Raw genomic sequence first — 21,788 nt, 5'->3', positions numbered from 1 at the left:
TTGATCAAAGCGCCTTTTTATCCTGCACCAGTATCGGGGACTTCTGTTTCTTTCTTCCCGCACCTTTTTTATCTGAAAGCAGCAAACCTCCTAAGGTCAGTACCGTTCCTAGTGCCGACATGAAGGTCAGACTCTCGTGAAGAACGATCATTGAAATGATCATCGTGATAATGGGCACTCCATAAATATACACACTTGATTTCACCACACCGATCGTCTTCACGGAAAAGCTCCATGTCAGAAAACAAATAGCTGATGCAAAGACGCCTAAAAACAGCAAGTGGAAGGCAAACGATGGATTCGTGAACCGCTCCCAGTCTAAACGAATCTTAAAATGCCAGATTAGCGGAATCATCCATAGCAGCCCGTAAAAGAAGACACGTCTTGTCACCTGAATAATATGGTAGCCATATTGATTGATCATTTTCGATAAAATGGAATAAAATGCCCAGACGATGGTAGCCATAAATGCTAAAGCATCACCGAGCGGATTCAATTGGAACGTCGTCATCCCATTAAAGCTAATCAGTACAATTCCTATCATCGCGATGAAAAAGCCTATAAAAAAGCGGCTGTGCAGCGGCTCATCTTTTAATAAAAAATAAGACAATAGAAAAGAGAAAAATGGGACAACGGAGCTGATGACACCTGCATTCGAAGCGAACGTATAGGTAAGTGCAACATTTTCCAAAAAATAGTATAAGACCACACCGCATAACCCTGCGAGCGCAAACATCCCTTCATGCTTTCTACGCTGTACCTTCATGGTGACTGGATAAATGATCATCAGGGTAAGGTACCCAAGGAAAAAACGAAAAAATAAAATCTCTGTTGGAGAAAAAGCCGTTAATAATATTTTGGTTGATATAAAGGTAGATCCCCATAAAAAAATGGTGAACATGGCTGCTAGATGACCAAGAAGCTGTTTATTTTTCATTTTGCTGTTACCTGCTTTTCAAAAATTTGCTGATACTGCCCTGGCGTAAGCCCAATAAATTCCGAAAAGAAATGAGTCAAATGACTTTGATCAGAAAATCCAGCGGCAGCAGCTACATCTATTGGCTTCATTCCTTGGGCGAGTAGTTCCTTCGCATAGTTCACCCTGATTGTCTGTAAATAACGATACGGCGTAATTCCTCTGAACTTTGTAAAAGCACGCAGCAATGAATATTTGTTCATGGACACGAGCTCACCTAAGTCATCTAACGATATATTTTCCGTGAGATGTGTTTCAATATATTGCTGTACGTCTTGGACTTTTTGTTCATTGGCATTGGCATTGGCTGCTGATGCTTTTTCCTCTGGTATATCAGAATAGGTTTCGATCAACTGCTTCATCAAAAAGTAAAAGGCTTCCTGTTTATTCAAAGCAGGAGCTTCTTCTGTGATCATTTGATGAAGATCATATAATTGCTTTGCTAGTTCACTTTGTGAAACCACAGGGGCTTTAAAATGCGGCTTGTGCTGAAAGATCTTCTCCAGCAACTCTGGTTCAATATTTAAGCTGCGATAATCTAGCGGCTTGTGATCAAATTGTTCACATCCGTGATTATCGTACGGATTGAAAAGAAGGATATCTCCTTTTCCAATGATGTATTCTTGATTTTGGCAGAACATACGTCTTTGACCGCCTTCAATAAATCCAATCACATAGTATGTATGAAAATGTTTTGGGAACTTTTTGATGATGGCATGAAAGCGATACGCCTCTATTTGCAAGTCCTGGTCAAAATGGACTGTTCGTTCCTCTAATGTTCTCATGTCGATCCCCTCTTTTCACTGAACTCATCATTAGTGTAGCACACCCTTTTTCTCTTGGATTGTACGATATTGACTTTTCGATGCAGGCTTGCCTAGAGGGAAAAACTTGGATAACATGAGACAAAAGATGATGTACAAAAGAGGGAATGATGGGATGAATTCATTCGAGATGGAAAGACCAACACCGTATCACATGCAATTTTATGAACAGCTGAAGCAAATGATTTTTGATGGCCAGTTTCAGCCAGGAGAGCGCATCAATGAAACACAGCTTGCCAAGCAATTTGGCGTAAGCCGTTCACCTGTAAGAGAGGCGATGAGGCTGTTAGAAAAAGACGAGCTTTTAATCGCGGATCATCGATCAGGCTATTCAGTCTATACGTTAACAGAAAAAGATGTCGAGGAGCTCTATCAAATTCGGGTTGCCTTAGAAACACTTGCTGTTGAGCTTGCCTGTAAGGAAGCCACGCAAAGAGAAATGGATGAAATTGAGCAGGTTCTCACGGAGGCGGACGAAGCGATCAAGCAGGAGCTGCCATCTAAAGAGATCGTCCAGTTACATGAATCCTTTCACCAAAAAATCATTTTGGCGAGTCACAATGACCGTTTATCCAAACAATTGAATCACGTGAATGCACTCATTCACTATTGTCGCATCTTCCATTTTAGCGGCGGCACTCGTGCTGAAACCATTCAAAGAGAGCATGCAGCGATCTATTCTGAAATAAAAAAGCGCCGCTCCACAGAAGCGGTTCAAGCAATGACTGAGCATTTATTACATGATGTGATGCACTTAAAGCAAGTACTCTCTGAAACAAACAAACAGTAAAGGACTTTTCCCATTTTTTAAGCAATCCATGAACATATTTTGAATTTTTCGTAGATTTCAGCATGTCCAGACGATCTTTCGTTTATATTAGAAGATGAGAAACTAGCTTTTATACAGGAGGATTTGTATATGCATACAAGTATTAGCCGTCTGCGACAGGCGGGTTTTATTGAGGGTATGTCTCTTTTAACCCTTCTTTTAATTGCCATGCCTCTAAAATATTTTGCGGATATTCCGATGGCAGTCACCATTGTAGGCTCTCTTCACGGCGCATTGTTTGTCATCTATATGCTCATTTTGGCATATGTGACATTTAAAGTTCGCTGGCATTTGAAATGGTCCATCGCCGGTTTTTTTGCGGCATTCATTCCTTTCGGCAATTTCGCCTACGATAAGGTGCTCCGCCAATATGATACAAAAGCTTAATAGAAAAAGCGTTCCATAAAGGAACGCTTTTTTATATTGATGCATATTTCACAATGGCTGCTTGACGCGTCATATCGTGATATGCCACCCATAATTCATCACCAGGCAAGACGCTGGTGATTGGATCGATTGGCTGTTTCACTTCATACATCATGCCATTTCTCTCAACTTGAATGATCGCTAATGGCAGATTGCCGATGACGCCAGCAAATTCGACATTGGTCACTTTTGCACTTCCTTGTTTCTCTTGCATGAGGCTCATTTCTCTATCCAGCTCTTCTTTCTTTGTCTGGATCGTCATTTGAGTGCCCGCTGCGACCTGCATATGATCAGGGATAAACTGGCTGACCGTTTTGGTGATGGACTGATCTCCGTTTGACACTGTCACATCCAGCTGAATAGGCTTTTGTTCATGGATGGCAATTGGATATTGCTTCACACGTTGGATGTTTCCAGTTAACGTCATATCTTTCCCCGATCGATTCCGAACTTCATAGCCATAGGCAGCCATTTTCAGCTGGCCATTGATGTCGACGAGATCGGCTTTTTCTCCTGTTCTAAATTCAAAACCAGCGGCTTGAATCATCGGAATGATATACGTTTTCTGATCTAATTCAAATGTGAGTGATAAGACGGTGCCCCGTCCTACGGTTCCATATGATTCTATATTTCTTAAAACAGCGCCTTTGATGAACTTTGGCTCACTTGGCTGCGAGAAGTCACCCTCTTTTAAAAGCATTGCCTTTTGCTTCTTCGGATCATAGTGAATGGCAATAGGCTGGCCTGGCTGTGGTATCTGGGTGTAGGATACAACCGTTTTAACCGTCTTTTCTATACTTTGCCCTTCATATTCAAATTGAAGCCGCATGCTGACAACTGGCTGTTCGTTGATATAGGTGCCCGTTTCTTTCACGGACACAATATAGGCTTGTAATGTGACACTGTCCTTTATCTTGTTTCTTCTCACCAGTCTCAAAATCGGCGGCAGGAAGATAGCTAACACAAATAATAACAGTGGGATCAAGATCCATATCGCCCAGTTGAGAATGAGCGGTCCGCCCTTCATTACATATTGCATAAAGGTATCAACAGACGTTTGGTGGGCTGGACTGGCGTTTTCAATTGAGATGACCTTTTGCAAAGGAAATTCCTTTAACTCTTTGCTTTTCGTCTCAAATGCACCCGTTAATTGATTGTCAAATGAATAATAGAGCCAATCGCTCTTCACATTTTTATTGAAAGAGAGCCCTTCTCTTTGTAAAGATTCATAAGACAATGATTGAAACAGCTTGCTGGCAGACACCGCCTTATTCGTGCGATGATTATAAATATAACCCGTCAGTTTGCCTTTTGCTTCGTCCTTTGCTGTAGAGCCTGCAATCAACACTTCTTCCTCATTAAGCTGGTACACATACGTTTGGTATATTGGCTTTGGCGTTGGAACGACTTCCCCAAGCCTTCCTTCTGCATTCACTTTCCTTGCCCTTTTTGGATATTCCGATTCCACGGCGACAGCAAAGTTTTGTGATGATCCGATCGTTTTTTGCAGCCTCTGCTCAACTGTATCTTCCACAAGGCTAAACGGTTCAGCATTTTTTGAGACATAGAGGCCAAGCTGATGCTTCTCGTTTGAAATGCCGCTGACATAAGCCTTTTGATCATTTTTCAAGGCTACTTCAAATATAGGAATAGGGGTCTGCCCTCTAAAGGAATTCATGACAGCATCCATGGAGACAGGCCTTGCCGGCAGCTTTAGCTCGTTAAGATTGTGTACATAAAATTGCCCGTTCTTCAGCTCACCAATGACTGCAGCGGCGCCTTCCATTTCTCCTGTAAATACAAGTCGTCCATTCCATTGATATGTATTCGTATTTAGAAATGAGGGAATCTGTAGTTTCTGTTGAGCGAGTTCTTTCTTTTCTCCATTTGGAGACAACTTTTCAATCATCAGCTGCCCGTCTTTATTCTTTAAAGCAAGCAAGAGATTGTTTCCTTGAATGGATGGCAGCATTTCATTAAACGAATCACTTTCTGTGGTCCATTCACTCATTCTTTTTCCTGATTGAGGATCAACCATTGCAAAATGGAGCTGCTGGTCTTTTGATACAGCACTCACCACTCGTTTGCCTTCATCAAATGTGAACATTCCTTTGACGTTATTCTCTGTTACTTTCCCATCTGACAAATCATCTTGATAATGATTCCACACCAAGACACTGAGAATGATTGCTGGAATAAAGAAGACAATATATCTGAGGAAGATGACTGGTATTCTTTTCACTTGATCGCTTCCTTTCATGAGGTTCCTTTCACTTATACGTCAGTACAGCGAAAATGTTTCACGCTAGAAGAATACCATCAAAGCCTCTGAAATCCATATTTTACAAACTTTGTTGTTTACGATAAAATCCAATCAGATTCAAAAAAGGAGTTCTCTCATTGGATAAGCTATCATCAATCATTCTAGCGGCGTGGCTGCGTGTCCCTCGCTGGCTCAAGCAATGGGTACTCGTATCCATTTCCATTTTCTTTTTTTATATGTGTTTTGTAAAGGGGCTGACTAGCTGGCACACCTTGCCGCCTAGCACTTTGCTCTCATGTGTGATAGGTTCCTTCATCATTTGGCTGATGTGGCTTAAGGGTCAAAAAAATAAGTGAAAAGAGGAAAAAGATGAAAAAATTGATTCTATATTTTGCAATCTCTTTTGTTCTGCAATTCGTTTGGTTTGGTCTTGTTCACCCAAATCGAGGCGTGACACTGCTGGATATGTTCATGTTTTCTATTTTGTTTGCAGTGATGTTCTTTTTTATTGAACGGATTTGGCAGTATCAGAAGAAAGGGCAAAGAAAATGATCATGAAGCCCGCTTTATTCACTCTGATCATCTGTGCATTCATCGGTCTGCTGCTAGTGTCGAACCCTTTTGGAGCGGACGCCATGCGATTGGTTTGTATCTTCATCTTCCCTTTTCTTGGGCTCGTTGGTTTTGGGGTCCTCTTGTTTGACCAAATGAAAAAGGCTGCCAAATAGATGGCAGCCTGTTACTTACTCTTTTCATGCAAATAAATAATCAATGTTTAATCTCCGTTACGGAGTGTATGAATTAAGATTCGATCATATCAGTGTGTCATATGTGTTCCGAGTGAACCTACGTTTGAAAGTAAACGCCATGGAAGTTCTGGATAACAAGACAACGAAAGCCCTACCTCTCATTCGTCCTTACGGCTCCGAAGCCGTGCCAGTGTGAATTGTAAATCAAAACGTCTTTTTTCCATTCTTCCGCTTATATAGGGGGGCGGGTGCAGAAGGAAAAGAATAAGTTTGTTCGCTTTGACAGCGTCTCGTTCTTATCAAGTAGAAGCTCTATTGCTTCTCATTGTGTCATAGAAAAAAGAAAGTTTACTTTCTTTATTTATTTGCTTATTTCAACACTTAATATCAAATTATAACACATTCCCCCTGATTACGCAAGTGTTAAAGTGATAATTCTGCTGGTGTACGGCTTCCTTCATTCATATAACGAATGGAGGTTGGATCAATTTTCAGAATCACTAGATTCGGGTCATCTTTTCCTTTAAACCATTTCTCCATCTCATCAGACCAAAGGCGGTCGATCAGTTCCGGATCATCGGTTAATGTTGCGGTACCTGCAATTTCTGCATAAGTATCACCAAATCCTTCGCCTGAATATCCAATGAGAATATGAACATTTGGATTTTTTTCAATTTCATCTGCTTTATGTGTTTCTTTACTCGTTGGTGTATATAACGTCAGATCTTCATGGAAAAACGTCATGTAGCGAGTATGCGGCTTATCCTGTTCAACAGTCGCCAATGTTCCGACCTTTTGTTCATCTAATAGGTTTAATACCTTCTGTTTTAATTCTTCTTGAGACATATCATTTCACTCCTTCAAAATTTCATCCGTATTCTTAGGTTTCCACGACGGCCCATTCATTAAACAAAGAAATGTGTTTTTCATAAAAAGAGACCTTCTGGCTGATGCTATAGAAAACAGGTTCAATGAAGGGAGAAGTTGAACATGCATCATGAAACGATGTTCCATTTGAGTTCACTTGTCATTGCGGCAGTTGTTGTGGGCATTATCGTATGGTCTGTCACATCTGTGCAGAAGAATCGCAAGAAATACTAAAAACACCGCCCAATCAAAGCTGGGCGGTGCCGCGTAGATCATGTATTCATAAAGGAACCGCCATTGACGTGAAGTGTCTGTCCTGTCATATAAGACGATTCGTCAGAAGCCAGCAGCACAAAGCAGCCGACATGCTCTACAGGCTGTCCTGGTCTTCCCATCGGGGTTTCTGCCCCGAAGCTTTCCACACTGTCTTCATCAAATGTAGATGGAATGAGCGGTGTCCAAATTGGACCTGGCGCTACCCCGTTTACCCGAATCCCATCTTTCACAAGCGATTGTGCCATAGAACGCGTAAAGCCGTTAATGGCTCCTTTTGTCGCCGTATAATCAATCAGCACTGGGTTACCTCGATATGGGTTAATTGACGTTGTGTTAATGATGGAGCTTCCCGGTTTTAAATAATCCAATGCCTTTTTCGTAAAATAGAAATAGGAATAGAAGTTGGTTCTAAAGGTTTGGTGAAGCTGTTCACTTGAGATATCTTGAATACGTTCTTGTGGATGCTGTTCAGCCGCATTATTTACTAAAATATCTAATTGTCCAAAGGCTTCAACTGTTTTTTCTACTGCTTTCTCGCAAAAGGCTTCGTCACCGACATCTCCTGCAATCGTCAAGCATTTGACGCCTTCCTGTTCTACACGTTTTTGCGTATCTTCTGCATCCTCATGTTCATTTAAATACACAATGGCGACATGTGCTCCTTCTTTTGCATAGGCAACAGATACTGCCCGTCCGATTCCACTATCTCCGCCTGTAATCAGTGCCACTTTTCCTTTTAGCTTGCCAGAACCTTGATATGATTCATCCTCAAAGATCGGCGCTGGATTCATTTCTCTTTCACTGCCTGGCTGCTGATCCTGCGTTTGGCGCGGAATGCCATTTGTTAAATATTCACGTAAATCCATGTGTAAGCTCCTCCTTGATTTGTTGATGTATCCTTTCATTACCACCTCATTTTTCCACTCAAACATCATGAAGCTGTACAGATGTGTTCCGAAAATCAGCATGTTTGAAGAGGAGAAAAATCGGTTACATGATCATCAAAAAGGAGCGTTCTCACATGCTGTCTACCCTTTCAAAAACCTTTAGCAGACCAAAAGGCTGGCTCGGAAGCATCGCTGGATTCATTATGGCAAATGAAAATAAAGCATTGAATCAGTGGGCCATCCGCCACTTAGATCTGACTGATGGTGAAAACATTTTGGAGATTGGCTATGGACCCGGCTACAGCATCAAACATATGCTCAAGCATTATCAAGATCTTCACATTGATGGGCTGGATGCTTCTTCAACCATGCAGGAGCAAGCACAGTCCCGCGTCACCAAACGAGCAAAAGAGAAACAGGTCCGATTGTATGTCGGAAAAATCGAGAAAACACGCCTTCCCGGAGAGCAGTATGACAAAGTGCTGTCTGTTAATAATTTTACGATTTGGGATGATCCAAAGACGGGCTTACTCAATCTTTACCACACCTTGAAACCAGGCGGAACACTCGTTATTGTCATGCAGCCAAGAGAAAAAGGAGCTGACGCCAATCGGACAAAAGAGATGGGTGAAAGCATATTAAATGACATGCAGTTTGCAGGGTTTGACCAATTTTCTATTGAGTATGAAGAAATTCGTCCTACCCTTGCTGTCTGTGTCACAGCAAAAAAGCCGAGAAGCGACTAAGCTCTCGGCCTTTTTCTTACCACTTTGCCTCTTTGACAAATTGATAGAAAAGCTGATGTAATTTCTGTTCAATGTGTTCCTTTGTCCCTTGTCCATAAAGCGCCATGCTTTCTTCACTTTCAATGATGGATGAACTGATCAGACTAAACATTTCTGACCCTTCCTTGCCAAGCTCTTGCGGCGCTAGCATCATGAGCATTCGTGACATCTGCTGCTGCCCGCCATCCATGCTTTTAACCTCGTATGCTTGATCAAGATCATAAATATGAAAGATTGGTTCCTTGATGAATGCATGCTTTAAATGATAAAGAGCAAATTCAGTACCAGGTATGCCTAAGCCGCCTTGCTGTTCACGTTCCAAAAGGCCGCTCACCACATCATCTCCATGTATGATAAGCCCTTCCTCTTCAAGCTGACGAAGCAGCTGCCTGATGGTTTCATCATGCTTCGGCATCGTCTTTCTTTTTTCAATGGTAAAACGGGACAGGATGCTGCGAATCACAAACATATAATTCGTCACCTGCTCTGCAACCGTCATCATATTTACGGTTTCTTGCACCAATTCTTTGGGAGATTCTTTTGTTCTTTTTTTCTCGATGATATAAGGAATCTTCCGTTTAATATGAGCCTTCACACGCATGGCATCATCCTCGTTTAGGAGAGGGCTGACCATAATGTAATCGATATGCTCATATGGTATCGGAACGGTCGAGACAATCATGTCATAGCTCGATGCATCGATTTCCTTTAGCTCCATCAAGGAGGATAGATCGAATTTGGCGATCTCCGGCAATTCTTTTTTCAACCGAGAGGCGAGCATTTTCGAGGAACCGATGCCGCTTGAGCACACAACCAGCGCATGAATTTTTGTTTCTTCTTTTTTGATTTCAAGCACTGAGCCAAAGTGAAGCACAAGAAAGGCAATTTCATCCTCTGGAAATTCAATCTCAGGAAAGAAGCGCTCGACTCCTTCTTCAATCGCCATAAACAGCAAAAAGTAGTCTTTTTTAATTTGTTGTGTGAGCGGATTATAGATTCTCATCTTTTCCTTTAGACGGTTCATGGCAGGTTCGAGATGAGATACGAGTCCCTCATACAATGAATCATTTTCATTAAGATGATAGCCGGTTTTATTTGAAATAAAATCAATGAGCTTTTTCGTTCTCAGCGCGATATCCAGCTCGATTTCATCAATACGGTATTCTGCCCCAAAGCTGCGATTTGCACTGCGAAGGTGGATGGTCATATATCCGACCTCCGCTTCAGGGATCTCCACATTAAACATGCGTTCAAGCGCTCTTGCCATTCGGAGTGATGATTCAAACTCCTTCGTCCGCTTTAATTCCAGCAGCTCTTCCTCTTCCATTCGAATGGTTTCCCCAAGCTGAATACGTTCGATGGCATAGGTCAAGTGAACAACAAGTGCAATATAGGCACTATCAGATAAGGAGAGTGACAGTCGATCCTTCAAATGAAAGAGCAATCTTTCCACCTTAAGCAACTGTCCTCTGCTGACAACGCCAAACACCTTTTCCGTTGCTTTCGTTCGATGTTTGATATTCATTTCAATCGTTTCTAAAAACAATTGAATGTCGAGCCGGTCGACAATGAGATTGCCGACAATTTTCCGTTTTGCTTCCTCCGGCCCTTTTAATTCAATGCCGTACCCGCGCTTGCGGATAAGCTGCAAACCGTATGGAGCAATCCACTCCGTCAGTTCATCTAAATCATAGCTGATCGTCGCATTTGTTACCTGCAAGTCAGTTGCGAGTGTGTATAATTTCACCGGTTCCTTCGCTTCAAGCAGCGCACATAGGATTAAGAGCTTTCGTTCATCCGAGCTGTATTCAATTTGATCCTCACTTGACATATGAGCAAGAAGCCGCTGTTTATCCTCCTGTTCGCCAACTGCCTTTAAGCCTTTTCCCGGCTGTTTATCTAATGAAAGATGATAATCTTTCAAAATTGGTTTAATAGATTTTAGTTCTCTATGGATCGTTCTTGTACTCACCTGAACAGAATCGGCTATCTCACGAATGGTGACATAACGATTTTGCTGAATGATGTATTTAATGACTTTCTGTTCTCGTGCCGTTATGTACATGAAATGCCTCCTTCTGTATAAATAGGTCTATTGTCACACCTTAATATAAAACGCTTTCAACGAGCGATGCAATCTTAAGTTGATCTGAATTTGGCACAGCGGCTGTGACAAAATATAAACAAGGGATCATTAGACGCTTCTCCAAAATGACGGTCCATAATCCTTTTGATGAAATTGTACCTTTTGTTCATGAAAATGCAGTGAACCACCGGCTTTTAAAGAATAAGTCGGATTGTACACCGGAGAACCAAAGCAATAATCAATCGTGCCTTCTTCCGGACGGAACATGACGGTTCGCATCGTTCCAAACAGCTCCTCATAATTGTGCACAGTTAGACCATCAGGATATTCTGTCTGAAATAGCTTCACAAGAGAATCATTTGATCGTTGTTCTTTTAAAGCCTCCATTAACATATCGTATCTGACAATAGAATGATGTTTGGTCATCCCTTTTGCTGTTTGATCAGCTACCGGATGATTCGTTGCGGCAATATAACCTGTCTCTGGTCTTCTCACCCTTTTTTGACCATCGATGATTTCAATTACAGCCGCCTCTCCTTTTCGATCCGCAAGCATGATATGAACATTTGAGGCAACGGGCATTTCCTGGATTGAGCGAATGGCTTCCTCGACCGTTTGGCAGGATTCCAGAACAGAGCGAATCACATGATACACCTGCAAACCGGCGACTGCTGGAGGCTTTAAACCGGGTTCATTGCCAACCGGCGGACCGCAAGCGGAGAAAGTCACAGCAAGACCATGCTCATTCATTCCATCAGATCTGCCAAACAACAGCAGCGACGAACCTGTATGACATGCCGATTCTTTTACATGTGTCGTCACAAGACGCATATCATCAAAAATCGGGGAGAAATCATAGTTACGAAGCATGACCGTTTGTTGACCGGCTGCCATATTCCCCTGCCTCACACAATGGGAACAGCCTGGCTGAAGATACGATGAATAGAAAAAGGTCAAATAACGCTCATCTAATTGCATTTCATCACAAAACCCAGCAATTTCTTCATCTAATTGAGGAAGAAAAGGACGGATCAGCTGCTTCGTTTCCTTCACAGCCTGTTGTGTTACCGGTTCTGTTCGAATATATTGTGTCTGCAGCAGCGGGTTCCCCTTCAGCCAGAGAGCCTGCTGTTTTCCTACTTCATAAGCTGTTCCTGTCATCTTTTGAAAAAACGCATTGATCTCCTCCATGCCTGCACACCTCTTTCGCCTTCGTTTCTTTTATCATATCGAAACCGTCATTTATTGAAAAGGATGAAAAAGACTGCAATCCCACCGGATTACAGCTGTTTACAGTATTGTTGATACAATGCTTCTGCCATTGCATCATACCCCTTAGGATTCGGGTGAAATTGATCAATCGATAAGTAAGCTCTTTCATGCCCTTCAAACGCTTTGTATACATCCACAACTTCTACATGTGGATTCACAGCAAGCAAACGAAGTTGTTGATTATATTGCTGAAGCCACCGCCCGGCTATTGGTATTTGTGGAAAAGGATTATATAAATTCATGAGATATACGCAATAGGGCTCATGCTGCCCTCTTTTGATCTGAGCAATTTCGTGAATCATCTTGCTAAAATTCGCCTGGCAATGCATGACCGCTTGCAGTAGTTTCTTTTCATCTTCACCTTCTTCATACTGCTGAACAGCTTGAACAAGGTCATTCCCACAGCCTGTGATGGTGATGATGTCAGCAGCTGCAATGGCACGTCTCACCTCAGACCGTTTGAAGAGCTGTAAAATCTCATCGGTCGTTAACCCTGACTTTGCAAATACAGACAGCTCGACCGGTGCATGCGTCTTTTTTTCAAGCAGCCATCGAAACCGCTGAGTAAATCCTCCACCAAATAAACGTGCCCCCACCCCAACTGTTAAGGAATCCCCAATCGCAACATAGGATCGTCCCACTCTTATCCCTCACTCTCTCCTGCCTTCTCTTATATATACGAATTTGGAGAACAGATGCTTGTAGCAGATGACTTAGGGGCATCCATCTTTTTTTATTTTACAAACTCTTTACTTGCGGTATTGAACGATTTTTTGTTCAATAAGAGTAGGTTTTTTGCGCTGAAATCTGCGTGTTTATGCGTTCCAGAAAAATTTACAAACTTTTTATCTTGATTTCGAGACTTTATATCTTGACTTCAAACTACAATGTGATTACAATGAAAATATCAGTTTTTATGTAACTGTGCTTGTTACATCTTTTTCATAGCATTCCAATATGATTAAAGATGCCACATATTCAGCGTACCTTTGGGATACGCTAAAAAAATAACCGAAACAGAAAGGATTGAATGAACATGGCAAAAGTTTTATACATCACTGCACATCCGCATGATGAAACAGTTTCTTACAGTATGGCTACTGCTAAGGCATTTATCGAATCTTATAAGGAAGCAAACCCAAGTGACGAGGTTGTACATATCGATTTGTACAAAGAAAACATTCCTCACATTGATGCAGATGTATTCGCTGGCTGGGGCAAACTTCAATCTGGTGCTGGCTTCGATACACTTTCAGCTGAAGAGCAAGCAAAAGTTGCTCGCCTAAACGAATTAAGTGATCAATTCGTTTCTGCTGACAAATATGTATTTGTTTCACCACTTTGGAACTTCTCATTCCCACCAGTTCTTAAAGCATACATTGACTCTGTTGCTGTAGCTGGTAAAACATTCAAATACACTGAGCAAGGTCCTGTTGGTTTATTAACAGACAAAAAAGCTCTTCACATCCAAGCACGTGGTGGATACTACACTGAAGGTCCTGCTGCTGAACTTGAAGCAGGTCACCGTTACCTTGGTACAATTGCGAACTTCTTCGGAATTCCTTCTTTCGAAGGTCTTATCGTTGAAGGTCACAATGCTGAGCCTGCGAAAGCAGAGCAAATTAAAGCAGATGCAATCGAACGTGCAAAAGCTTTAGGAAAAACTTTCTAATAACTGCACACAAAAAAGCCAATGATCTTGACGGTCATTGGCTTTTTATTTGTTCAGACGAAAAGCCTAATTCTCTCGAAATATCACTGGCGGCTTTTTTCACCTGTTGAATTAAGTAAGGCAGGCGTTCTTTTTGATAGCCCGCTTCAAATCCTGCAATGCTAATACCTGCTGCCACTTCCCCCAGATGATTGAAAATAGGAGCTCCAATGGCCGCTGTATAGTTTTCAAGCTCAGAATAACTTAACGTATATCCCCGCGCATTTGATTCTTCGAGCATGTTTCTTAGAACCTCTTTGTCTGTAATAGTCCCAATTCCGATCTTCCCCAGCTCAATTGAGTCAATATAGGCAAGTCTTTCGCTCTCTGGCAAAAAGGAAAGAATACTTCTCGCACAGGCACCCGCATATAGGGGGGAACGTCTACCGACGGCGGTGTAGAGACGAACAGGCTGCGTACCTTCTATCTTTTCCACGTAAATGGCTTCGTCACCCTCGCGAACAATGAGCTGTACAGCTTCTCCTACTTCATCCCGTAAGCTTTCCATAAATGGTCTTGCAATTCTTCGAATATCAAGGCGGTCCGCCACAAGCTGACCGTATTCAAGGAACATTAAGCCTAATCGATAAGCACCTGTTTCTTGCTTTTCTAACAGTCCCATATCGGCTAATGAGCTCGCCATGCGATGGACAGATGTTTTCGGCATACCAGATAGCTCGATCATTTCATTTAATGTTAATTGATCGTGAGCGATAAACAGCCGCAAAATCTCCATTGATTTCACAACCGTTTTATTTGTGTTTTGCATCTTCTTCACCTTTTCTAAACGAGAATGCTTCCAGCTTGATTCTTGCGGTAAGCTCCCTCAGTTCTGCTTCTTGTTTAAATAACGCCTGCTCTGCATCCCGATGATCTATTTGTTCAAAATACAGCTTTGCTCCAGGCATCGCCTGTGCAATAAGCGGCAAATCTACAGTCGCTACTTCTCCAATACGCGGGTATCCGCCTGTCGTTTGCCGATCTGCCAGCAGAATAATCGGCTGGCCATCGGGTGGGATTTGAATAGATCCAAAGGCGACCGCTTCTGAGATCAATTCCAGCTTTTCTTTTAAATGAACCGGCTCCCCCTTCAGCCGGCAGCCCATACGATCTGATTGAGGTGTGACCTGATAAGGCTGCTCAAAAAATGCGGTTTGAGATGTTTCTTGAAAATGAGAAAAATGCCTCCCTGCCAGCACACGAATCACTGGCGATTTCCGCAGCGGCAAAAAATAATCGTGACTCACTGTCCAATCTGGTGCGCCGTATCCCGCCTGATTCACTTTATTTTTTAGCCTATCAAACAAACGATCCGCTACGATAGACGGCTCTCCAATGGGCAGAACGTCGCCTTTTTCAAGAGGACGCCCATTCAGTCCACCGATCCCTGCTCTTACATAGGTGCTTTTGCTCTGCATAACTGGCTCTACATCAAATCCACCTGCCACAGCAAGATAAACGCGGCAGCCTCTCTTACAAAGACCAAAGGTGATCGTGCTTCCTGATCGGACAAAGAGCGGCTTCCATAAAGGTGCCCGCTCTCCGTCAATATCAATCTCTACATCAGCACCAGTGACTGCAATGAGCTGATCCTTCTCACATGTGAGCACAGGACCCGGCCCCATCAACGTGACTTCCAGTACGGCTTCGTTTTCTTGGTTGCCAGTGAGAATGTTGGCGATTCTAAGTGAAAGCGGGTCCATGCCGCCGCTCGTTAAGACGCCATACTTTTGATAGCCTTGCCGCCCTTTATCTTGAATGGTTGTGTACATCCCTGGCTTGATGACATGAATACTCAACGTTCTGCCTCCTTCATGCTGAAAAATTCCTTTTCAGACATTTGGACAAATCTGACCTCGTCCCCTGCTTTCAATAGACTCGGAATTTCCTCGTCTGGGCGAAAAAGCGGCAGCGGGGTTTGTCCAATGAGCTGCCAGCCCCCGGGTGTGGAAATTGGATAAACGCCTGTCTGCTTTCCTGCAATACCAACAGAGCCTTTTGGAATGGACATCCTTGGTGTTTCTCTGCGTGGTGCCGCGATCTTTTCAGACAGCCCGCCTAAAAACGGAAACCCTGGGGCAAATCCAATCATATAGACAAGATACGTCCCGGCAGTGTGAATACGTACGACTTCCTCTGGCGTTAAACCATTGATACGAGCAACCTCTTCTAAATCAGGGCCCAGCGCTCCTCCGTAACAGACTGGAATGTCCACAATTCGGCGCTTTACCTGAACTCCCTCCTGCCATTTGTCTTCAAGAAGTTGTTCAATATAGCCTTTGACCCATTCGTACGGAGACAGATCTTGTGTTTGAAGCTGGGCCGATTGATGAACGGTATAAGGCTCGTAAAAAACAGTCACGTTTGTAAAGGCTTGAACCGCTTCTACATAACCTTCAAATGGGTGCTGTTCAATACATGCAAACAGCTGCTCAACACGTGCATGAATCTCTTCATGTATGTCAGCTCCAGCTTGGATGACGATCGCTGCATCTCCCAGCGGGTGGTAGGTGATGGAATCTTTTATTGTTGAAAAAGCCACTTGAGGACACCTCTCTTTCTACAGTACACCGAGCTTTTGATCTCTTCGATCTGTGATGAACATATGCCCAGGTGCATGAGTGATCGCAATGTCGGGTTTTGTATGCATGACAATGGCTTGCGGCGTCACACCACATGCCCAAAACACCGGGACTTCTCCTTCTTTGATCACAGATGGTTCTCCAAAGTCAGGCTGGTTCACATCGGAAATACCAATCACCGCTGGGTCCCCTATATGGATCGGGCCGCCATGGACTGATGGAAATCGAGATGTCACTTGAACACTTCTTGTGACCTGATGCGCCGGAATGGGTCTCATGCTGACCACCATTGGGCCATGAAAGACTCCTGCTTTTTCACAAGCTATATTCGTTTGATACATGGGTACGTTATGACTGTCTTCAATATGGCGGACAGGGATATCATTCAGCATAAGCGCGTGCTCAAACGTAAAACTGCATCCAATGAGAAAGGCAACCATATCATCCTCCCAATAAGCAGAGATATCTGTAACCTCTTCTTCAAGAATCCCTTTTCGGTAAATACGGTACTTAGGAAAGTCCGTACGAATATCCGCTTGAGGCGCCGACCGTCTTGGCACTGGATCACCTGGGTCCAGTACATCAAGCAAGGGACATGCAGCTGGATTCCGTTGACAAAATAGGAGAAAATCAAAGGCTAGTTCCTTTTTGACAATCATCAAATTAGCCTGAGCAAATCCCTCAGCAAAGCCAGCCGTTGGTCCTGTGATCTTTTTTTCGCGAATCAATTCTCTAATTTGTGAAGGCTCATAAGTTTGGTAAGTATTCATCTGAATCAGCTCCATAGTTTCGGGATTTCATTGATGATGGTATAACCGCCCATTATCGCCATGATGACCACAACAAATGCACCAGACACTGTCAAAAAGAAAGGATGGCGATAATTTCCGACAATGTCTTTCTTATAAGCCGCAACAAGCAATGTGCCAAGAGCGAGCGGCAAAATCAATGCATTGATCGCTCCAACTAATATCAAGATGTTCACAGGTCTTCCGATCGTGATAAAACAAAGGGTTGAAAGAGCAATAAAACCAATGATAATGCCACGCTGGTTTTGCTCAATTTTTGGTGAGAAGGTTTTGAAGAAAGAAACAGATGTGTATGCTGCTCCAATGACGGATGTAATCGCCGCAGCCCACATAATAATCCCGAACATTTTATATCCGATATTTCCTGAAGCTAATTGAAAAACAGAGGCAGGCGGGTTGGATGGATCTATCTGCAAGCCTTTTGAAACAACTCCTAATGTGGCAAGAAAGAGTGCTACACGCATGACAGAAGTAATTAAGACACCGAAAATAGAGCTTTTCGTCACTTGCGGCAGGGCTTCCTTCCCCTTAATACCTGCATCCAGCAAGCGATGCCCACCAGCAAAGACGATATAGCCGCCTACCGTTCCGCCCACAAGTGTCACAATGGATAAAATATCAATCTCCTCTGGGACAAATGTTCTCACCGCCGCTTCTCCAATTGGCGGCGCTGTTGAAATCGCCACATACAGCATCAGGCCAATCATGACAAAGCCTGCTGCCTGTGTGAAACGGTCCATCGCTTTCCCAGCCTCTTTAATTACAAAGATGAGAATGGCAATCACAGCACTGATCCCTGCGCCAATTCGCGGATCGACACCGAAGATCACTTGAAAACCAAGACCAGCCCCAGCGATATTTCCGATGTTAAAGGCAAGTCCCCCAATGACAATCAAAAAGGCGAGCACATACCCGAGACCCGGGAGCACCATATTTGCAATATCCTGACCTCGTTTTTCTGACACGGCAATGATGCGCCATACATTTGTTTGTGCAAAAATATCTAATAAAATTGAGATCAAAATGACAAATCCAAAGCTAGCCGCAAGCTGCTGTGTGAAGACGGTCGTTTGTGTTAAAAATCCTGGTCCAATCGCGGACGTCGCCATTAAAAAGGCTGCGCCCATCAGCATAGACCGATTCCCCTTTGGTGCCTTCGTGTGTTTGACTTTCTCTGTTTTCATGCTGTTTCCCCCTTTGATGACGATTTTTATTGAAAGGCCTTGAGATGGATGCCGGCTTCTTTTAGCTTCGCTGTAATGTTTTTTGCAAATTGAAGCGCATGGCTGCCGTCTCCGTGAATGCAGACCGTATCTGCTTTGAGCTCGATATCTTCCCCTTGAACTGTACGAACCTTGCCTTCTCGCACCATACGAACAACCTGTTGGACGGCACGTTCATCCTCTTCAATGAGTGCATGTGGTTCGCGGCGCGATGTCAGCGTCCCGTCTGTTTGATACGTCCGATCAGAAAAAACTTCATGAGCCACTTGCAGACCTATCCGTTCACCTGCTAACGCAAGTTCACTGCCTGACAGACCAAATAACACAAGGTTTGGATCCACATCATACACAGCCTTCGCAATTGATTCAGATAAGTCAGTATTTTTAGCCGCCATGTTGTAGAGGGCTCCGTGTGGTTTGACATGCTGCATTGTGCCGCCCTCGGCCTTGAGAAAGGCTGATAGAGCACCAATTTGATAGATGACAAGATCATAGGCTTCCTCTGCGGAGATAGCCATTGGACGTCTGCCAAAGCCGGCCAAATCTTGCAAACCAGGATGTGCACCAATTTTGACCCCTTTACCCAGTGCCATTCTGACTGTCTTTCTCATAACCGTTGGATCTCCTGCATGAAAACCGCAAGCAATGTTGGCTGAGGTGACATATTCTAAGATTTGTTCGTCTGCACCGATTGTGTATTGACCAAAGCTTTCTCCCAAATCACAGTTGATATCCACTTGATACATAGAACCCCTCCTTGTTGTTCCGAAATACGGAATCCAAAGTCCGAATATTCGAATTTATATTGATTATATCAACTTTGCATAGACTGCACATGAAATTGGCAGAAAACATAACAATAGAACTAGAGAAAACAAAAAAAGCGAGAGGCAAAGTCCTCTCACTTTTTCTTGTATGAAATGCATTCTATTTAGACAGCACCCAATGTTGGATAGCTTTTGCAACGCCATGTTCTGTATTAGGCGCTGTAATCCAATCAGCGGCCTCTTTCACCACTTCCTGCGCATTTCCCATGGCAATGCCTAATCCGGCCTCTTGAATCATCGCCATATCATTGAGACTGTCGCCAAGTGACATGACGTTATCCATCGTACAGCCAATGCGTTCTGCTACTTTTGCAAGAGCTGCCGCTTTGTTAATGCCGGCTGCATTGACTTCGATATTCGTTGGACTTGAGTTTGTGATCTCTAAGTGCTTATTTGTTTTCAATGTATTGAGGACTTCCTCACGAACGTCATCATCATGAATATCAAAGCCAAATTTCAGCCATTCATGGTCATGAATTCGTTCTGGAAATTCACCTCTCCACACCTTATCCACAGTCGAAGCCCAGTAATCGGTTTCGTACCTATTTTTTAAATCCCACATCATTTGGACGTGATCAGGATGCAGCAGATCTCGTTCGATCAGCTGGAAGTTTGAATCCCAGATCTCACTTCCGTTTGCTGTCACAAGGTAAGAAGATAACTTGAGCGGCTCAACCAGCTCTCGGCATGTCATCAATGTCCGCCCTGTGCTAATGACCACATGGACCCCTTTTGCTTCAGCTTCTTTAATCGCTTGTTTATTTTCCTCTGGAATGATGTGCTCACTGTTTAACAGCGTGCCATCCATATCAATGGCAATCAATCGGATGTCTTTCTTATGAGCTTGTGTTGACAAATTGAGTACCCCACTTTGTATCGATTTTTGAAACTATCTTTATTTTAATATAAAGATGAAGCTGGCACAAAGGGACGAGTTTGATCCCATAGAAAAAAGACCTTGTGACAGGTCTTTCCATAGGTGCTTAGCGTTCACATGCAATGCCGTCTTTATCACGGTCAAGCCGCATATTTTTTTGATAAAGTGCTTTTGATACATAAGGCTTGTACTTTGTTTTCCCGCCTTTGTTTTTCGTGTTTTTACTTTTTGCTACGCCACCTTTATATACTTTGTTCAGCGCTTTGCAGTTTTTGTAAGACTTGACCGTTTTTGCATCTGCTGTGTAGGAGTCGACTTGTGTAAAGCTTAGTAAAAGACCTAAAGACAAGACAGCTACCATGATTTTTTTCAACATGTAAAATCCCCCTATTTTTTCTAATTTTACATTTTTATCATATGTCACCACTTTTTGTTTTTCAAGACTATTGAGCTAATTATTTTGATTTTTTTGGTATGAAATACACCTTATATCCTATATGGTACAATGAGTGGGAAACCTTTCCGTTTTTGACACGTATATGAAGAGAGGAGTTTTTCACATGAAAATGAAATATACCATTCTATATGTAAACGATGTTGAGGCAAGTATTCATTTCTATCAACATGTTCTTGGTTTCCCTATAAAATTGAGGGTTGAATCTTATGTTGAGTTTGACACTGGAGACGTGACGTTATCGATTAATTCACGCCAGGATGTCAAAGAGGCCCTCGGATTGCCTGTCCCAGAAGCAAATCAAGCGTCTCAAACGTTTGAGATTGGCTTTGTTGTGGATGATGTGGATCAAACAATTGCTTCAATGAAAGATAAAGGGGTTCCGATCATCAAGGAACCCGCAAAAAAACCATGGGGTCAAACAGTCGCTTATGTGTCTGATCCTGATGGTCATTTCATTGAAATATGTGATGCGATCTCCTAATTGTTTTTGAAGGGAGTGAACCAAAATGAGAAAAAAACATGTTTTTTTCGTCGGTGTTTGCTCAATGATTGTGATTTGCAGTGCCGCTATCCTGTTGCAACACCTTGAATGGATTGGGTTTGTCAGCGGCGGAATCTCAATTATTGGGGTCGTAATGTCTGGGGTGCTAATGGGTGCTTGGACAAGTGGAGAAGAGACACGAGCAGCCTATCATTCTGAAACAAAAGAACACCGCATGTGGCGCCTTGATACGGCTTTTCTTGTGATCATTTTTGCACTTCCACACATGGCTGCGTCGGTCTTTTATGTTTTGATGTAAACACTTGTTAAAAGGAGTTAGTCGTATGGCTGTTTTTATTTTATTCATTGTATTTGGCTTTCCCATTATCTCTGTGCTGATTGGTATTTTCGGTACGCTCCTTCTGAAGAATGTTTGGATGCCTACTTTGATTGTGCTGTTAGCGAGCATGATCTTCATGTTCACCTATATTGGCGGGAATGAATCTTTTCTCATTTGGGTTATTGTCTATACCGTCTTTACATTCTTTGCTGGATGGATTACAAAGCGGCTCAAGTAAAAA

At 42.9% G+C, this 21,788-nt stretch carries 25 protein-coding genes; 9 read left to right on the top strand and 16 right to left on the bottom strand.

Going from position 1 to position 21,788, the window contains the following annotated elements; genetic code table 11:
* Positions 1-4 precede the first annotated feature (4 nt).
* Together AC3WTB_RS14375 and AC3WTB_RS14370 are read right to left on the bottom strand one after the other, a co-directional pair.
* Complete coding sequence (locus tag AC3WTB_RS14375; RefSeq protein ID WP_058837356.1) at positions 5-937, bottom strand: DMT family transporter; 933 nt, start codon at positions 935-937, stop codon at positions 5-7.
* The gene (locus AC3WTB_RS14370) at positions 934-1,761 is read right to left on the bottom strand and encodes an AraC family ligand binding domain-containing protein (protein WP_058837355.1); all 828 of its coding nucleotides are present in this window, start codon (positions 1,759-1,761) and stop codon (positions 934-936) included. Before AC3WTB_RS14370 ends, AC3WTB_RS14375 begins: the two co-directional genes overlap by 4 nt.
* A 154-nt stretch (positions 1,762-1,915) precedes the next feature.
* On the opposite strand from AC3WTB_RS14370, the gene AC3WTB_RS14365 reads away from it, so the two are divergent.
* Together AC3WTB_RS14365 and AC3WTB_RS14360 are read left to right on the top strand one after the other, a co-directional pair.
* Positions 1,916-2,590, top strand: a complete 675-nt coding sequence (locus tag AC3WTB_RS14365) for a GntR family transcriptional regulator (RefSeq protein ID WP_041089325.1) — start codon at positions 1,916-1,918, stop codon at positions 2,588-2,590.
* Positions 2,591-2,719: 129 nt separating this feature from the next.
* Complete coding sequence (locus tag AC3WTB_RS14360; RefSeq protein WP_008347156.1) at positions 2,720-3,016, top strand: DUF3817 domain-containing protein; 297 nt, start codon at positions 2,720-2,722, stop codon at positions 3,014-3,016.
* A gap of 31 nt (positions 3,017-3,047) precedes the next feature.
* On the opposite strand, the gene AC3WTB_RS14355 is transcribed toward AC3WTB_RS14360, so the two are convergent.
* Positions 3,048-5,297, bottom strand: coding sequence for a hypothetical protein (locus AC3WTB_RS14355; protein ID WP_492333888.1), 2,250 nt, complete (start codon positions 5,295-5,297; stop codon positions 3,048-3,050).
* Between the two features lie 390 nt (positions 5,298-5,687).
* On the opposite strand from AC3WTB_RS14355, the gene AC3WTB_RS14350 reads away from it, so the two are divergent.
* Positions 5,688-5,870, top strand: a complete 183-nt coding sequence (locus AC3WTB_RS14350; protein WP_058837352.1) for a hypothetical protein — start codon at positions 5,688-5,690, stop codon at positions 5,868-5,870.
* Entirely contained in the window at positions 5,867-6,046 is a 180-nt protein-coding gene (locus tag AC3WTB_RS14345; RefSeq protein WP_058837351.1) for a hypothetical protein, read from the top strand. The genes AC3WTB_RS14350 and AC3WTB_RS14345 overlap by 4 nt, the downstream gene beginning before the upstream one ends.
* A 444-nt stretch (positions 6,047-6,490) precedes the next feature.
* On the opposite strand, the gene AC3WTB_RS14340 is transcribed toward AC3WTB_RS14345, so the two are convergent.
* On the bottom strand, positions 6,491-6,913 hold the full coding sequence (locus AC3WTB_RS14340; RefSeq protein WP_039176603.1) for a pyridoxamine 5'-phosphate oxidase family protein: 423 nt from the start codon (positions 6,911-6,913) through the stop codon (positions 6,491-6,493).
* Positions 6,914-7,206: 293 nt separating this feature from the next.
* Positions 7,207-8,076, bottom strand: coding sequence for an SDR family oxidoreductase (locus tag AC3WTB_RS14335; RefSeq protein WP_024425561.1), 870 nt, complete (start codon positions 8,074-8,076; stop codon positions 7,207-7,209).
* Positions 8,077-8,204: 128 nt separating this feature from the next.
* On the opposite strand from AC3WTB_RS14335, the gene AC3WTB_RS14330 reads away from it, so the two are divergent.
* The gene (locus AC3WTB_RS14330; protein WP_492333887.1) at positions 8,205-8,843 is read left to right on the top strand and encodes a class I SAM-dependent methyltransferase; all 639 of its coding nucleotides are present in this window, start codon (positions 8,205-8,207) and stop codon (positions 8,841-8,843) included.
* Positions 8,844-8,859: 16 nt separating this feature from the next.
* Here the strand turns inward: AC3WTB_RS14330 and AC3WTB_RS14325 are convergent, their stop codons facing one another.
* The 3 genes from AC3WTB_RS14325 to AC3WTB_RS14315 form a co-directional block, all read right to left on the bottom strand.
* Positions 8,860-10,947: a BglG family transcription antiterminator gene (locus AC3WTB_RS14325; RefSeq protein WP_492333886.1), complete on the bottom strand. Its 2,088-nt coding sequence runs from the start codon at positions 10,945-10,947 to the stop codon at positions 8,860-8,862.
* A gap of 129 nt (positions 10,948-11,076) precedes the next feature.
* Positions 11,077-12,159, bottom strand: a complete 1,083-nt coding sequence (locus AC3WTB_RS14320) for a C45 family autoproteolytic acyltransferase/hydrolase (RefSeq protein WP_492333885.1) — start codon at positions 12,157-12,159, stop codon at positions 11,077-11,079.
* Positions 12,160-12,248: 89 nt separating this feature from the next.
* Entirely contained in the window at positions 12,249-12,881 is a 633-nt protein-coding gene (locus AC3WTB_RS14315; RefSeq protein WP_492333884.1) for a GDSL-type esterase/lipase family protein, read from the bottom strand.
* Between the two features lie 395 nt (positions 12,882-13,276).
* On the opposite strand from AC3WTB_RS14315, the gene AC3WTB_RS14310 reads away from it, so the two are divergent.
* Positions 13,277-13,912, top strand: a complete 636-nt coding sequence (locus AC3WTB_RS14310; protein WP_024720223.1) for an FMN-dependent NADH-azoreductase — start codon at positions 13,277-13,279, stop codon at positions 13,910-13,912.
* 34 nt (positions 13,913-13,946) lie between these two features.
* On the opposite strand, the gene AC3WTB_RS14305 is transcribed toward AC3WTB_RS14310, so the two are convergent.
* The 8 genes from AC3WTB_RS14305 to AC3WTB_RS14270 form a co-directional block, all read right to left on the bottom strand.
* On the bottom strand, positions 13,947-14,720 hold the full coding sequence (locus AC3WTB_RS14305; RefSeq protein WP_059376019.1) for an IclR family transcriptional regulator: 774 nt from the start codon (positions 14,718-14,720) through the stop codon (positions 13,947-13,949).
* Positions 14,704-15,750 carry a 5-oxoprolinase subunit C family protein gene (locus tag AC3WTB_RS14300; RefSeq protein WP_487269011.1) on the bottom strand — a complete coding sequence of 349 codons (1,047 nt, stop codon included), beginning with the start codon at positions 15,748-15,750 and terminating at the stop codon, positions 14,704-14,706. The genes AC3WTB_RS14305 and AC3WTB_RS14300 overlap by 17 nt, the downstream gene beginning before the upstream one ends.
* Positions 15,747-16,493, bottom strand: coding sequence for a 5-oxoprolinase subunit PxpB (pxpB, locus tag AC3WTB_RS14295; protein WP_058837342.1), 747 nt, complete (start codon positions 16,491-16,493; stop codon positions 15,747-15,749). Before pxpB ends, AC3WTB_RS14300 begins: the two co-directional genes overlap by 4 nt.
* A gap of 18 nt (positions 16,494-16,511) precedes the next feature.
* Positions 16,512-17,303 carry a putative hydro-lyase gene (locus AC3WTB_RS14290; RefSeq protein WP_039176581.1) on the bottom strand — a complete coding sequence of 264 codons (792 nt, stop codon included), beginning with the start codon at positions 17,301-17,303 and terminating at the stop codon, positions 16,512-16,514.
* Between the two features lie 5 nt (positions 17,304-17,308).
* Complete coding sequence (locus tag AC3WTB_RS14285) at positions 17,309-18,526, bottom strand: NRAMP family divalent metal transporter (protein ID WP_492333883.1); 1,218 nt, start codon at positions 18,524-18,526, stop codon at positions 17,309-17,311.
* Positions 18,527-18,552: 26 nt separating this feature from the next.
* Positions 18,553-19,311, bottom strand: a complete 759-nt coding sequence (locus tag AC3WTB_RS14280) for a LamB/YcsF family protein (protein WP_492333882.1) — start codon at positions 19,309-19,311, stop codon at positions 18,553-18,555.
* A 181-nt stretch (positions 19,312-19,492) separates the two neighbouring features.
* On the bottom strand, positions 19,493-20,248 hold the full coding sequence (locus AC3WTB_RS14275; RefSeq protein WP_024425552.1) for a Cof-type HAD-IIB family hydrolase: 756 nt from the start codon (positions 20,246-20,248) through the stop codon (positions 19,493-19,495).
* A 127-nt stretch (positions 20,249-20,375) separates the two neighbouring features.
* A complete protein-coding gene (locus AC3WTB_RS14270) occupies positions 20,376-20,645 on the bottom strand; it encodes an excalibur calcium-binding domain-containing protein (protein WP_492333881.1) in 270 nt (89 codons plus the stop codon).
* Positions 20,646-20,829: 184 nt separating this feature from the next.
* Between AC3WTB_RS14270 and AC3WTB_RS14265 the strand changes: the two genes are divergently transcribed.
* From AC3WTB_RS14265 to AC3WTB_RS14255, 3 genes are read left to right on the top strand one after another with little or no spacing between them, the layout of a single operon-like run.
* A complete protein-coding gene (locus tag AC3WTB_RS14265) occupies positions 20,830-21,207 on the top strand; it encodes a VOC family protein (protein ID WP_041089114.1) in 378 nt (125 codons plus the stop codon).
* A 25-nt stretch (positions 21,208-21,232) separates the two neighbouring features.
* Positions 21,233-21,526: a DUF5316 family protein gene (locus tag AC3WTB_RS14260; protein WP_492333880.1), complete on the top strand. Its 294-nt coding sequence runs from the start codon at positions 21,233-21,235 to the stop codon at positions 21,524-21,526.
* 25 nt (positions 21,527-21,551) lie between these two features.
* Positions 21,552-21,785 carry a DUF2651 family protein gene (locus AC3WTB_RS14255; RefSeq protein WP_039176568.1) on the top strand — a complete coding sequence of 78 codons (234 nt, stop codon included), beginning with the start codon at positions 21,552-21,554 and terminating at the stop codon, positions 21,783-21,785.
* Positions 21,786-21,788: the final 3 nt, after the last annotated feature.

It is taken from the genome of Bacillus sp. EB106-04-04-XG123 (assembly GCF_058791855.1).
Note: the sequence above shows the minus strand (reverse complement) of the source record. Positions and strands in the feature narration are given on the sequence as shown.

Excerpts from the sequence above, each read along its gene's own strand:
- AC3WTB_RS14375 (WP_058837356.1), bottom strand. The coding sequence starts at position 937 with ATGAAAAATAAACAGCTTCTTGGTCATCTAGCAGCCATGTTCACCATT.
- AC3WTB_RS14370 (WP_058837355.1), bottom strand. The coding sequence starts at position 1,761 with ATGAGAACATTAGAGGAACGAACAGTCCATTTTGACCAGGACTTGCAA.
- AC3WTB_RS14365 (WP_041089325.1), top strand. The coding sequence starts at position 1,916 with ATGAATTCATTCGAGATGGAAAGACCAACACCGTATCACATGCAATTT.
- AC3WTB_RS14360 (WP_008347156.1), top strand. The coding sequence starts at position 2,720 with ATGCATACAAGTATTAGCCGTCTGCGACAGGCGGGTTTTATTGAGGGT.
- AC3WTB_RS14350 (WP_058837352.1), top strand. The coding sequence starts at position 5,688 with ATGAAAAAATTGATTCTATATTTTGCAATCTCTTTTGTTCTGCAATTC.
- AC3WTB_RS14345 (WP_058837351.1), top strand. The coding sequence starts at position 5,867 with ATGATCATGAAGCCCGCTTTATTCACTCTGATCATCTGTGCATTCATC.
- AC3WTB_RS14340 (WP_039176603.1), bottom strand. The coding sequence starts at position 6,913 with ATGTCTCAAGAAGAATTAAAACAGAAGGTATTAAACCTATTAGATGAA.
- AC3WTB_RS14335 (WP_024425561.1), bottom strand. The coding sequence starts at position 8,076 with ATGGATTTACGTGAATATTTAACAAATGGCATTCCGCGCCAAACGCAG.
- AC3WTB_RS14330 (WP_492333887.1), top strand. The coding sequence starts at position 8,205 with ATGATCATCAAAAAGGAGCGTTCTCACATGCTGTCTACCCTTTCAAAA.
- AC3WTB_RS14325 (WP_492333886.1), bottom strand. The coding sequence starts at position 10,947 with ATGTACATAACGGCACGAGAACAGAAAGTCATTAAATACATCATTCAG.
- AC3WTB_RS14320 (WP_492333885.1), bottom strand. The coding sequence starts at position 12,159 with ATGGAGGAGATCAATGCGTTTTTTCAAAAGATGACAGGAACAGCTTAT.
- AC3WTB_RS14310 (WP_024720223.1), top strand. The coding sequence starts at position 13,277 with ATGGCAAAAGTTTTATACATCACTGCACATCCGCATGATGAAACAGTT.
- AC3WTB_RS14305 (WP_059376019.1), bottom strand. The coding sequence starts at position 14,720 with ATGCAAAACACAAATAAAACGGTTGTGAAATCAATGGAGATTTTGCGG.
- AC3WTB_RS14290 (WP_039176581.1), bottom strand. The coding sequence starts at position 17,303 with ATGAATACTTACCAAACTTATGAGCCTTCACAAATTAGAGAATTGATT.
- AC3WTB_RS14285 (WP_492333883.1), bottom strand. The coding sequence starts at position 18,526 with ATGAAAACAGAGAAAGTCAAACACACGAAGGCACCAAAGGGGAATCGG.
- AC3WTB_RS14280 (WP_492333882.1), bottom strand. The coding sequence starts at position 19,311 with ATGTATCAAGTGGATATCAACTGTGATTTGGGAGAAAGCTTTGGTCAA.
- AC3WTB_RS14270 (WP_492333881.1), bottom strand. The coding sequence starts at position 20,645 with ATGTTGAAAAAAATCATGGTAGCTGTCTTGTCTTTAGGTCTTTTACTA.
- AC3WTB_RS14265 (WP_041089114.1), top strand. The coding sequence starts at position 20,830 with ATGAAAATGAAATATACCATTCTATATGTAAACGATGTTGAGGCAAGT.
- AC3WTB_RS14260 (WP_492333880.1), top strand. The coding sequence starts at position 21,233 with ATGAGAAAAAAACATGTTTTTTTCGTCGGTGTTTGCTCAATGATTGTG.
- AC3WTB_RS14255 (WP_039176568.1), top strand. The coding sequence starts at position 21,552 with ATGGCTGTTTTTATTTTATTCATTGTATTTGGCTTTCCCATTATCTCT.